Origin of the sequence: Campylobacter sp. IFREMER_LSEM_CL1846 (genome assembly GCF_025772105.1) — a bacterium.
GTDB lineage: Bacteria > Campylobacterota > Campylobacteria > Campylobacterales > Campylobacteraceae > Campylobacter_D > Campylobacter_D lari_D.
Genome location: NZ_JAKMRM010000011.1, coordinates 25,164 through 37,638, shown reverse-complemented (window position 1 = coordinate 37,638; position 12,475 = coordinate 25,164). Strand labels below are relative to the sequence as shown.

Annotated in this window: 12 protein-coding genes and 1 other RNA gene; 6 read left to right on the top strand and 7 right to left on the bottom strand. The window is 30.5% G+C overall.

The window, feature by feature from the left end; genetic code table 11:
• Positions 1-7 precede the first annotated feature (7 nt).
• The gene (gene ciaB / locus L8W40_RS06140; protein ID WP_220567233.1) at positions 8-1,843 is read right to left on the bottom strand and encodes an invasion protein CiaB; all 1,836 of its coding nucleotides are present in this window, start codon (positions 1,841-1,843) and stop codon (positions 8-10) included.
• 64 nt (positions 1,844-1,907) lie between these two features.
• On the opposite strand from ciaB, the gene L8W40_RS06135 reads away from it, so the two are divergent.
• The 3 genes from L8W40_RS06135 to L8W40_RS06125 all read left to right on the top strand — a co-directional run bounded on the left by L8W40_RS06135 (position 1,908) and on the right by L8W40_RS06125 (position 3,646).
• Positions 1,908-2,312 carry an acyl-CoA thioesterase gene (locus L8W40_RS06135; protein ID WP_133319755.1) on the top strand — a complete coding sequence of 135 codons (405 nt, stop codon included), beginning with the start codon at positions 1,908-1,910 and terminating at the stop codon, positions 2,310-2,312.
• Between the two features lie 64 nt (positions 2,313-2,376).
• Positions 2,377-3,306, top strand: a complete 930-nt coding sequence (locus L8W40_RS06130; RefSeq protein WP_139470980.1) for a ribose-phosphate pyrophosphokinase — start codon at positions 2,377-2,379, stop codon at positions 3,304-3,306.
• Positions 3,307-3,424: 118 nt separating this feature from the next.
• Complete coding sequence (locus L8W40_RS06125; RefSeq protein WP_133319756.1) at positions 3,425-3,646, top strand: hypothetical protein; 222 nt, start codon at positions 3,425-3,427, stop codon at positions 3,644-3,646.
• 4 nt (positions 3,647-3,650) lie between these two features.
• Here the strand turns inward: L8W40_RS06125 and ssrA are convergent.
• Together ssrA and L8W40_RS06115 are read right to left on the bottom strand one after the other, a co-directional pair.
• Positions 3,651-4,009, bottom strand: a transfer-messenger RNA (tmRNA) gene (gene ssrA / locus L8W40_RS06120).
• Position 4,010: 1 nt separating this feature from the next.
• Positions 4,011-4,421: a hypothetical protein gene (locus L8W40_RS06115; RefSeq protein ID WP_039619086.1), complete on the bottom strand. Its 411-nt coding sequence runs from the start codon at positions 4,419-4,421 to the stop codon at positions 4,011-4,013.
• 88 nt (positions 4,422-4,509) lie between these two features.
• Between L8W40_RS06115 and ruvB the strand changes: the two genes are divergently transcribed.
• Both ruvB and L8W40_RS06105 read left to right on the top strand, forming a co-directional pair.
• A complete protein-coding gene (ruvB, locus tag L8W40_RS06110) occupies positions 4,510-5,520 on the top strand; it encodes a Holliday junction branch migration DNA helicase RuvB (RefSeq protein WP_220566281.1) in 1,011 nt (336 codons plus the stop codon).
• Positions 5,510-6,553, top strand: a complete 1,044-nt coding sequence (locus L8W40_RS06105; RefSeq protein WP_133319757.1) for an AI-2E family transporter — start codon at positions 5,510-5,512, stop codon at positions 6,551-6,553. Before ruvB ends, L8W40_RS06105 begins: the two co-directional genes overlap by 11 nt.
• A gap of 6 nt (positions 6,554-6,559) precedes the next feature.
• Here L8W40_RS06105 and L8W40_RS06100 read toward each other — a convergent pair whose 3' ends face one another.
• On the bottom strand, positions 6,560-7,861 hold the full coding sequence (locus L8W40_RS06100; protein ID WP_263664933.1) for an MFS transporter: 1,302 nt from the start codon (positions 7,859-7,861) through the stop codon (positions 6,560-6,562).
• Positions 7,862-7,937: 76 nt separating this feature from the next.
• On the opposite strand from L8W40_RS06100, the gene L8W40_RS06095 reads away from it, so the two are divergent.
• The gene (locus tag L8W40_RS06095; RefSeq protein ID WP_263664932.1) at positions 7,938-8,555 is read left to right on the top strand and encodes a non-canonical purine NTP pyrophosphatase; all 618 of its coding nucleotides are present in this window, start codon (positions 7,938-7,940) and stop codon (positions 8,553-8,555) included.
• Between the two features lie 61 nt (positions 8,556-8,616).
• On the opposite strand, the gene L8W40_RS06090 is transcribed toward L8W40_RS06095, so the two are convergent.
• From L8W40_RS06090 to L8W40_RS06080, 3 genes are read right to left on the bottom strand one after another with little or no spacing between them, the layout of a single operon-like run.
• On the bottom strand, positions 8,617-11,046 hold the full coding sequence (locus L8W40_RS06090) for an efflux RND transporter permease subunit (RefSeq protein ID WP_263664931.1): 2,430 nt from the start codon (positions 11,044-11,046) through the stop codon (positions 8,617-8,619).
• Positions 11,046-11,615 carry an ABC transporter substrate-binding protein gene (locus tag L8W40_RS06085; protein ID WP_263664930.1) on the bottom strand — a complete coding sequence of 190 codons (570 nt, stop codon included), beginning with the start codon at positions 11,613-11,615 and terminating at the stop codon, positions 11,046-11,048. Before L8W40_RS06085 ends, L8W40_RS06090 begins: the two co-directional genes overlap by 1 nt.
• Before the next feature lie 9 nt (positions 11,616-11,624).
• Positions 11,625-12,311 carry a VacJ family lipoprotein gene (locus L8W40_RS06080; RefSeq protein ID WP_263664929.1) on the bottom strand — a complete coding sequence of 229 codons (687 nt, stop codon included), beginning with the start codon at positions 12,309-12,311 and terminating at the stop codon, positions 11,625-11,627.
• Between the last annotated feature and the right edge of the window lie 164 nt (positions 12,312-12,475).

Here is a 12,475-nt window from a genome sequence, read left to right as displayed (position 1 = left end):
TAAAATTTTATTTTGCATTAGAGTATTTTTCAAACTCTCCACTTTCATCGATTTCATTGCCATAAAGTTTGTGTAATTCATAGTAGTATTTTACAAATTCCTTACACTCTTCATCAAGCGGTAAAAACACCTCATCTTCTAAAACACAAAATTCATCTAAATAATTTTTAGCATCTTCTTTTAACATATAATGTCTTGCTAGCTTATAATAATTTTGCATAAACACAGCCTTAAAACTCTCGTAAGCTTCCTCATCAAATTTAATGTTTAATTTCTCATTTGCAAAAGATAACACCCCTGATTTAAACAACAATGACAAATGAATCAAACCTTCTGTATAATAAGGCTTAACCTCCTCTACTCTTTGCCAAGCAATTAATCCTATAGCCCTTTTAATAAGCTCATAAAATACAGGAAGCTTTAAATCATCTTCTTCATGTAAAAAGAAATTTACAAGCCCGCCCGCAGTAGCTTTAAACTCTTCTATATTTTTAAACACGCCACTTTCATTCATTTTCTTTTCGCTATCATTTGCCACAAAGAAAATATGCCCAAACTCATGACCTATGGTAGAAACTTCATAAATTCTTTTCCATAATTTTTCATTGTAAAATAAAATTTCTCTACCATAATCTAAAAATTCTTTTTCAAATACCATAGAAGAAAGCTTCATAAAAGGCTTGGTTTTAGCATTTTCATAAACATAATTTAAAAAAGCAAAGATCTTTTTACCTGCTATATTGCTTACATACTCATCATTTGGCACTACTTGAGCAGAAAAAAGCCCCTTAAGCTCTGCTCCATAAAAAATCATAGGCATACAAATATAAAGCTGAGTTTTTTCAAGATTAAAATTCACTTCATCAAACAAAGCTTCATCTTCTTCATCTAAATTTGCATACACCATTGCAAAGCTTTCTTTGATTTTATCTTTAAACTCGCTCCCATTAAAATCACTCACATCTTCTAAGCGTATATCCCACTCAAGTGCTACTGCATGCGTATAAGAGTCTTCATAGTATTCTAAAGGATGGCCAATTTGTAATGGACATTTTACTTCCATCCATGCAAGCTCTGCTTCTTGCCATTTTTTAACTACTTCATTATTATCTTTTTCACAAAATGCAAATTTTAATTTTTCTATATAATCAATATAAGCATTTTTTTCATCATCTAGCACACAATTTCTTAGTTTTTCTAAAAGTTTATCAAATTCATATTCAAGCTTTAAAACTTCATTTTCAAAAGCTTTTGCATAAGGTAAAAATCTCCAAAGTGTTCCTATTTTAACTAAAGCTCCATAGCTTCTTTCACAAATTTCACCATCTTGATTAAGCTGATAAAGCTCATTTTGTTTTAAAAACTCCAAAGCATCGCTTAAATTTGGAAATTGTTCTTTTAAGATTTTATTATTTGTATCTAAAATTTGCTTGCTCCAAACAAGCTCAAAAGAATTCATAACTACGCCTATATTATGCACACCTTGAACTAAAGCCAAATAAAACTCATCAAGTAAATTTTTACTCTTAATCTCATCGATTAAATCTTGATGTTCTACTTCATAAAAGGCTCTTACTAAAGAAAAAACTTTATATTTTATTTGAGAAATTTCTTCTTCATTTAAACCTTTTTTCTCAAGTTCTTGGACTAAATTTTCCTCTTTTAAATCCACCAAACGACGCAACATTGCCAAAACATTGCTTTTTTCATTTTCAAGATTAGCTAGTTCTAAAGCTCTATCTATCAAAGGATGACTTTGATTAGTTTGAAGTATATTATAAAGACTATTGATATTTTGTTTCCTATTTTTCACAATTTTTGCTATTTGCTTAAAATCATTCATTTTTTACCTTTCTTTATTTTTAAAACTTAATTATAATGTTTTTTTCAAAACACAAGGAGAATGTATGAAAGATATGGGAGAACCTAAACTAAGAGTTATAGCTATGCCAAGCAATACAAACCCCGCTGGTAATATCTTTGGTGGTTGGATCATGTCACAAATTGATCTAGCTGGAGCCATTGCAGCAAGGGAGCTTTCTCCGCAAAGAGTAGTAACTGTAGCAGTGGATAAGATCATTTTTAAAGAACCAATTTTCGTAGGTGATTTGGTATCTTGCTATGCAAAAATCATCAAAGCAGGTAATACTTCTATCACCGTAGAAGTAGAAGTAGTTACCCAAAGAGCCAATGATTATGGCCGTGTATATTGCATGCATGTAACTTCAGCTGTGGTAACTTATGTAAGTGTAGATAAAGACGGAAATAAACTTCCTATTGATGCGGATTTAAAAAGATTGCACGGCTTTTGATATGTTTTATTGTATTTTCAAAAAAAATTTTATATCATCACAGAAAACTTTCTAAGGCTTATATATGCGCGGATATAAAATATTTTCTGGTTCAGCAAATGAGGAATTTGCTAAAAAAATCTCAAAATACCTTTCACTGCCTCTAAGCAATGCGGGTGTGAAACGTTTTAGTGATGGTGAAATTAGCATTCAAATAGATGAAAGCGTGCGTGGTAAAGATGTATTTATCATTCAAAGTACTTGTGCTCCAACAAATGATAATCTAATGGAACTTTTAATCATGACAGATGCTCTGCGTCGCTCAAGTGCAAGCTCTATCACAGCTATCATCCCTTATTTTGGTTACGCTAGACAAGATAGAAAAGCAAGTCCTAGGGTGCCTATTACTGCAAAATTAGTAGCAAATCTTATAGAATCAGCCGGTGTGGATAGAGTAGCTACCATAGACTTACATGCTGGACAAATTCAAGGCTTTTTTGATATACCTGTAGATAATCTTTATGGGAGTATTATTTTTAATGATTATATTAAAAATAAAAACTATAAAAATCCTATCATTGCAAGTCCTGATATAGGCGGTATAGCAAGAGCTAGGAGCGTAGCAAAAGCTTTAGGACTTGATATAGTTATAGTAGATAAAAGACGCGAAAAGGCTAATGAAAGCGAAGTGATGAATGTCATCGGTGATGTAAAAGATAAAGAAGTTATTTTGGTAGATGATATCATTGATACAGCAGGAACCATAGTAAAAGCTGCTGAAGTATTTAAAAACAAAGGTGCAAAGTCAGTTATAGCTTGCTGTACCCACCCTGTACTTAGCGGCGTAGCTTATGAAAGAATAGCCAAAGATGCGCTTGATGAGCTAGTAGTAACTGACACTATACCTTTAAAACAACAAATGGATAAAATCAAAGTCCTAAGCGTAGCACCTATTTTTGGCGAGGTAATACGCAGAGTTTATCACAATGAAAGCGTAAATTCTTTATTTGTATAAATTCTTTGCAAGGATAGCCTTGCAAAGAAAATCTAAACTTCAATAATTCTACAATTTTATATTAATTAAAAATATATTTTGATATAATTAATAAATTATTATTAATTAAGGAGTTATTATGATTAAAAATTTAATCATAAAATTTGGTAGAACTTTGCTAGATATAGCAGCTGCATTAAGCTTTATTATAGCGATTATTTATTCTATTGCGCTGATGTTTACTCTAGGATTTATAGTAGGTCTAGTAACACTTATTGGATCTTTAGTTGCGATATTTTTAAGCTTTTTTGTGATTTACCTTGTCATAGATATAAGAGATGCACTAGTTAATAAAAACTAATTACTGGTGGAGACGAGGGGAATTGAACCCCTGTCCAAAAATAAAACAACCACGGCATCTACATGCTTAGCAAAGGTGAAAATTTCATCTAGCCAAACTCACCTTCCAAAATTTCAAGCTAGACTAAGACTTTAACTTCAATCAAAACTTGTCAAATTTCAATCTACACTATCGAAAATGACCAAATCCTAAGCTAGATAGTATCACTTAAAATTCAGGCTCAACTGAACTTACGCAGCTTTAGCGTAAGCAGGAGCAAATTTAACGTTGTTTGCGTTTAATTTTAATTTGAGCTTTATACGCTTTGCTCAAAGCGACATGCCACCAAGGCCACTCTACTCCTGTCGAAGCCAAGTCGTCCCCGTTATTTAGAAATTTTATCAGGAACATTTGCAATTTGAGGGTTAAATACACTTAAAAAAGAAGCATTTTTTTCATAATCACTGCAATATCTATCAAGCTGCTCACCCACTAAAAACATCCAATCCACAAATTCATCGCTAGCAGGCCCATCAAATTTAGCTGCTTCTTGCATAATTTCCTCACAAAATGTGCAAAAATTTGCAATCTCATCTAAATTTAATCTTTTAGCAGCCCAAACTACATTGTGAATATTTTGTTCTAAGTCTTTTAAAGCTTCTTTGTATTTTGAGCTATCACTGCTTAGCTTTACTATCAAAGGCTCTAAAACATCACAAAGACTTCTAAAAAAATACAAAAAACGCTCGATTTCTTCAAGCTCGTAATCTAACTCTAATTGCTCTAAAATTCCCATAAAAACTTCTATAATCTGAGTTTAAATGTTTATTTTAGCAAATTTTAGATAAAATTAAAATTTCTTAGCAAAATAAAATGGAAAAAATATGGATAGAATCGTAGAGATTGAAAAATTCTCCCCTGATGAAACTTATGAAACAAGTCTTAGACCTTCAAATTTTGATGGCTACATAGGACAAGAAAATATTAAAAAAAATTTAGAAATTTTTATCAAAGCTGCTAAAAAAAGAAATGAATGTCTAGATCATATCCTTTTTAGTGGGCCTGCAGGACTTGGTAAGACAACTTTAGCAAATATTATCTCATATGAAATGAATGCAAATATCAAAACTACCGCTGCACCCATGATAGAAAAAAGCGGGGATTTAGCTGCGATTTTAACCAACCTTAGCGAAGGAGATATTTTATTTATCGATGAAATTCATCGCTTAAGTCCCGCCATAGAAGAAGTGCTTTATCCTGCTATGGAGGATTTTCGTCTTGATATCATCATCGGCAGTGGACCTGCTGCACAAACGATAAAAATCGATTTGCCCAAATTTACTCTAATAGGTGCTACTACAAGAGCAGGTATGCTAAGCAATCCTTTACGCGATCGCTTTGGTATGCAATTTCGCTTGGAATTTTATAAAAATGAAGAGCTTGCTATCATTTTAGAAAAAGCAGCTCTAAAGCTTAATAAAACTTGTGAAAAAAAAGCTTCTTTAGAAATAGCCAAACGCAGTCGCTCAACCCCAAGAATAGCATTAAGATTGCTTAAGCGTGTAAGAGACTTTGCTGATGTTAATGATGAAGAAATCATTAGCGAAAAAAGAGCTAAACAAGCACTTGATTCCTTAGGGGTAAATGAGCTTGGTTTTGACGCGATGGATTTGCGGTATTTAGAGCTTTTAACTGAAGCTAAAAGAAAACCTATAGGACTTTCTAGTATAGCTGCAGCATTAAGTGAGGATGAAAATACCATAGAAGATGTGATAGAGCCATATTTACTAGCAAATGGCTATATAGAAAGAACAGCCAAAGGTCGCATTGCAAGCTTAAAAAGCTTTGATGTTTTAAAATTAAAATATAACAAAGGTTTATTTGATGAAAAGTAGTAATTTTTTCTTGATTAGTTTTATTTTGATCATTTTATTTTGGGTACTTTTTTTGTTTAAACCTTTTTTGATGAATATAGCCATAGCAAGTTTAATGGCTGTTTCTACTTCTAATGTTAATGTTAAATTTTTAAGTATTTTCAAAGGTAAAAAAGTCGTTGCTGCAGCAGCTACTACTGCTTTTATGCTAGCTTTATTTTTTATCCCTTTTGTATATGCTATTATAGAACTAGCAAAGGCTGCAAAAGGTTTTGATATAAGCTATTTTCACAATACCATAGAATATTTTAAAAATTATTCCCTACACCTACCAGAATCCTTAAGCTTTATAGAACCCAAAATCAAAGAAGCATTAGCAAGTATTGACTTAAATTCTATCTCTAAAAATGTTTTAACCTATCTTTCAAGCGCAACTAAATTTGGCACTAAATTTCTAACTGATATGGTATTAATTTGCGTATTTTATTTCTTTGCTAATCTTTATGGAGCCCAACTCATTGGCTATATAAAAAGCATAGTGCCTATGAAAAAAGAAGAAACTCAAGGCATTTTAAGTGAAGTGAGTAATGTAATGTCTGTGGTGTTTTATTCTATGGTGCTAAATGCCATTTTACAAGGGGTGCTTTTTGCTATCATTACTAAATTTTATGGTTATGATGCAATTTTAATGGGAATATTATTTTGCTTTAGCTCTTTAATCCCTGTGGTAGGTGGGGCCTTAGTTTATGTGCCTGTCTCTTTATATGAATTTGCAAATAATAATCTAAGCGGTGCTTTAGTGATTTTCATTTATAGCGTGGTAATGATATCTTTTATCGCAGATACTTTAGTAAAACCCTATATCATTAAATGGATCAATGAAAAACTTGTTCAAATTCCAACACAAATTAACGAACTTTTAATTTTCTTTGCGATGATAGCAGGAATTTCAAGTTTTGGCTTTTGGGGTATTATCCTTGGGCCTGCTATTTTAACTTTCTTTATTTCTACTTTAAAATTATATGTGATTTTAAAAGAAAAGCATTTTGTATAAAAGCGATTATTTTTCAATAATCGCTAAAATTTCTTCTTCGCTTGTAAGTTTTTTATTGTATTTAATCACTAAAAATTTAGAGTTTTTATACACATCTAAAACTCCATTTATGCCTTTAATCATATTTAAATCATGTTTTGTTTCTAAAGATAAATAGACATTTTTAAAATCTGCCGGACTTTGTAAAAACAAAAGCAACACAAACCAAATTACAGACAAAGCTATCAAAATAAAAGCAAGAGCAACTAAACTAAAATGGTGTAAAAAATACCCTCCAACGACACCACCTAAAAAGCTTCCAAAATAGCCAAAAGCATTAAACACACCCAAAGCTGCGCCTTTTTCATTTACCTTAGCAAATTTACTCGCACAGCTTTGCATAATAGGCTCATGTAAATTAAATCCTATAAAAAACACTACAACACCCACCATAAACACTAAAGCATTATGCGAAAAAGCAAATATAATATAAGCAATGATAAAAAATGCCACACCTAAAAGCAATATCTCTTTACTTAAGCCTCTTTTTTCTCCCAAAGATCCTGATAAACCCATAGCTAAAAACCCAAGCACCATAGAGCTAACATAAACATGCCATAAATTCTCACTTGGATAATTAAACTCATGCACCAAAACCAAAGGAATACTTAAAAACGCAATACTCATAAGCATTTTTTGCATACAATTAGTAAGATTCATCAAAGCTAAGTTTTTTTCTTTTAAAAGTTTTTTCAATGGAGTTTTAGTATTTTCATGCACTATTGTATGCTCTTTTGGCACAACGCTAAATAAAAGCACGATACAAATTAGACTTAAAATGGCACTTAAATCAAACAAACTAGAAAGTCCAAATTTAGCACTCATTAAAGGAGAAAGCACTAAAGAAGCTGCAAAAGAAAGTCCTATAAATGAACCCATGATAGCCATAGCCTTACCACGATTTTCTTCATTGATAAAATCACTTATCATAGCAGTAGCTACTGCTCCTATGGCTCCTGCACCTTGTAAAAGCCTTCCAAACATCATCGTATAAATATCATCAGCATATGAACACACCAAAGAACCTATGATAAACACCACAAGTCCTATTAGCATAGTTTTTTTACGCCCTATTTTATCTGAAATCATACCAAAAGGAACTTGCAATGCCATTTGAGTTAGAGCATACACACCTACTAAAAGCCCTACTAAAAACTCATTGGCTCCTTTTAAATTTAAAGCATATAAACTTAAAACCGGCAAAACTATAAACAATCCAAAAAATCTAGTTCCTACAATAAAAGACAAAGGTAAAACAGTTTTTAACATCTTTTCTCCTTATAAAGGATAATTTTACTATGATTTTGATAAACTTTTTTTAAAGTCAAAACAAAAAGAGTAATTTATGAAGAAAAAATTAAAAATCATTCTAGCAACTTCTAATGCACACAAAGTAGAAGAAATCAAAAAATTTTTAACTACTTATGAAATTTATGCCTTAAATGAAATCATCACCCCTTTTGAAATCATCGAAGATGGCATAAGTTTTAAAGAAAATGCTTTGATAAAATCTAAAGCTTTTTTTAATGCTTTAGGCAAAAAACAAAATGAATTTATCACCTTAAGCGATGATAGTGGTATAAGCGTAGAGGCTTTAGACAATGCGCCAGGGATTTTTTCTGCAAGATACTCTCAAGAAGGCACTGATGAGGCCAATAGAAACAAGCTCATCCAAGCTTTACATGAAAAAAATCTACATCAAAGCAAAGCTTTTTACACTGCAGCCATAGCCATAAGCTCAAAATATGGACATTTTAGCACGCATGGATATATGCATGGCCTTGCTATTGATACTCCAAGAGGTAATAATGGCTTTGGATATGATCCTTTATTTATCCCAAAAGGTTTTGATAAAACCTTAGGTGAATTAGATGAGCAAGTAAAATTAAAAATTTCACACCGCTCACAAGCGCTAATGTTTGCTACTTATATCTTAAGGGTATTAGAAAAAATGGAGTATTGATGAAACAATTTATAAAATATATGCTTATTGCTTTTGGTGTTTATGTGATTTGGATTTTACTTTATTTTAATTTTGTTTTAAAATAATGATAAGTTAAAATAAAACTTGGTAATAAAAAAAGCGAACCAAATAAAAGCAAACTCATAGCCAAAACCGTAAGCAAACCAAAATAAATCGTCGGGATAAAATTACTGCTAATCATCACTAAAAAACCTAGAATAATCGTAACACTAGTATAATAAATCGCACTTCCTATACCTATATGTGAAGCTTTTATAGCCTCTTCTAAGCTTTTATGTTTTAATTCTTCTTTAAAACGATGAATATAATGAATCATATCATCAACTCCTATTCCTATACAAATAGCAGCTATGGTAATACTCATAATATCAAGTGGTATATTTAAAACACCCATTAAGCCAAACACTAAAGCTAAAGGTATGAGATTGGCCAAAATCGCCACAAAAGCATAAACAAAACTTCTAAAAATCACCACAAACAAAGCAAAAATCACAAGCACCACAAAGACTAAAGTGTCAAATTGTGATGAAAAAAGACTTTGAAGCATATTATTATACAAAGGCATAATACCACTGATTTTAACCTCTACATTATCATTTTGTAAAAGTTCTTTTAGGTCTTTTTCAAGCTGTTTTAAAAAAGCATCGCGTCTTAAATTTGGATCACTATCTAGCATACGCACGCTAAATCGCAACTCATTATTTTCTACACTTACAAAAGGGGTTAAAACTTGCTTTTTAAAATTCTCATCTAAATTTTCATATAAAAATGCTAGAGCAAAATCATCTAAAGTCTTACCATCATTAATGCTTTTTCCAAGCTCTAGCAAACTTTGTAAGCTAAGCACAGAACCTACATATTTTTGCTTACTTAAAAACTCATGAACCTTAGCAGCTATTCTTGTTTTTTCACTACTAAAAAAATATCTATCATCTTTGGATAAATCATCAAATTCTTGTTCAAACTCATCTAAGCTTTCATTTTGTTTTGGATTTTGCTTAAATTTGACAATCACATCTAAAGGCATAGTTCCACCTAGCTCTTTATCTATAATCAACAAACCTTGTTTAATCCTAGAACTATCTTTAAAATAACTCACAAAACTATTTTCTACTTTAATTTGCAAAATTCCATACAAAGCAAAAGCCACACAAAATAAACTTATACCATAGATAAATTTTCTATGTTTTAAACTTACATTTGCACAAAAACTTAAAAATTTCAACGAATTTTGATTAAGCTCTTTAAAATTTAAACGCGGCATTAATACTAAAATACTTGCAAAATAAATATAAGCTAAAATCAAACTCACACTGATGCCAAGGCTCATCATAATACCGAGTTTGATAATAGGCTCAATATCTGAAAAAACAAAACTTAAAAACCCAACAACCGTGGTTAAAATAGCAAAAAAACTAGGACTTGCTTTATCAAGTAAGGTTGAGAGTAAAAGCTTATAAACGCTAGTTTTTGGGTGTTTGTGTAAATTTTCTATAAAATGCACGATTAAGTGTATCACAACAGAAACAGTGATAATGAGTACCAAAGCTACATAGTTTGAAGACACCACAGTAATATCAAAGCCCAAAAGCGCGAAAATCCCACTTGAAGTAAAAAGCGAAACCACACAAATTCCCAAAGCCAAAAACACTAAACGCAAAGAGCCAAAAAACCACCAAAGTGCTATAAATAAAAGCCCTATTAAACTAAGTCCATAAATTTTTAAATCACTTTTTACATAATTAATCATATCATTAGCGATCATTTCAACACCACCAAGGTGTAAAAAGTCTCCATTTTGACTATATTTAGATACTATTTTAGTAATTTCTTCTAATCTTTTTGCACTAAATTCCCTTGAGCTTTCTTGGTACTTTTTAATCAAGGCTCTAAAATGCTCTTTTTCATTTTTACTTTTTGCACTATCTCTTGAATTAATCAAGTCATTATAAACAAGATCAGGCGCTAGATAAATCAAAATTCCTGTTGTTTTTCCATCTTTTGAGATGATATTATTTTTATAAAAGGGTTGATTTAAAATTTCTTTTTTAGCTAGATTAACATCCACATCTTGACTAAAAATATTAGGTATATTTTGGATAAGCTCTTTTAATTCTTTACCTTTAGAACTTGCAAGTAAAGGCGCATTAGTGATAGAAAGTACCTTTTGCACACCATTGATTTTTTCTAAATCAAGGGTTAAGTTTTTGATAGTTTCTAAATTTTCTTTAGCAAAAATATCTTTATTTTTAGGAGCAAAAGCAAGCATTAAAAAATTATCATTGCCATAACGTGCTGAAACTTCTCTATATAGTTTCAAACCCTCATCATGCTCTAAAAGCAAGCTTTCAGCACTTGCATCAACACTTAAATTTTTAGCAAAAAAACTAAAAAATATACAAAAGATTAAAGTAATCCCCAAAGTTAGCTTTGGGAAATTAAGAAAGATTTTTAAAATTTTACTTAGCATTATTTAGAAAAATCAACACTAGAAAGCTTTTCAAGCAAGGTTTTAAAATCACCATTTTGTAAGACATCTTTAAATTGTGAGCGATAAGTTTGTATAATACTTATACCAAAAATATCCACATCATAAATTTGCCAGTCATTATTTTTATCATAAAATTTAAAGATTACAAAATTTTCTTTACCATCTACTATCATAGAAGTTTTTAAAAAGGCTCTTTTATTTTTTTCTTCTAAATTAATCACTTTTAATTTTTGAGAATCATACAAAGCAAGCTTATCTGTGAAACTTTTTTTAAGGTTTTTTTCAAAAGCTTTGTTAAATTCATTTTTTTCATTTTCACTTAATTTTTCATATCTTGTAGAAAGACTAAGCTTAGCCATAAACTCATAATCAAAAACACCATCAAATAAAGTAAAGATTTTTTCCGCTGCTTTAGCTTTATCGTTTTTATTTTGATCTAGAATTTTTAAGCTCTCATCAATTTTTTCTTGCATGGTTTTAGAAATATCTTGCAAATTTAAAGCAAAAGCAAATACTACGCTAAAAAGCAAAACTATGATTTTTTTCATTTTATCTCCTTATTTGATGAGTTCTTGGCGTCTTTGTTCATACGCATCGCGTATAAAAATATAATAATCTACACTATTTTGGTAAATATCATCTATTTTTTCATACTCAAAACTTAATTCATTGAGTTTTAATGCAGCATTTACACCCACACCAACCCAAAAATTCTCAATATACCCCTCAGGCACCATAAACCAATTTACGGGCAAAGCTAAAGCATCTCTTACATTATAAGGGCCTAAAAACGGGAGCACTAAATGCGCTCCACTACCTACTCCCCATTTACCCAAAGTCGTTCCAAAATCAGCTTCATAACTTTTTAAAGGAGTTTTACTCGCACTATCTAACAAACCAAATCCAAAAATCACATTCACACAAAATCTTCCAAATTCCTCACCAGCTTTTCTAAATTCTAAACTTAAAAGATGATTAATAAATCTAAAAGGTGATCTTGTGGTATCAAAAGCATTTTTTACACCTGTTCTTATAAAGCTTGGAGTAATGCTTTTATAAGAAAGCACAACCGGTCTTAAAAAATAAGTATAAAGATCATAATTAAATTTACTCATAGCTTTATTGTAAGTATAAAAGCTATCTTTGACTTCTTTTTTTTGATATTCTTGTTCAAAATCTTCAAAGTCATTTGCTAAAATCAAAGTGTTAAAAAATAAACACAAAGTTAGTATGTATTTTAACAAGCTTTTTCCTTTTAAAATTTCATAAATTGAAATCTTATATTATACAAAAATTAAAATAAATTTTTACATTAAAAATATTCTTTAAAAAAAATTAGTAATTTTTATTTACTTATGAAATAAGTCTTAGAAAATATGCAAAAAATATAAATTTATTTTTGCTTTTA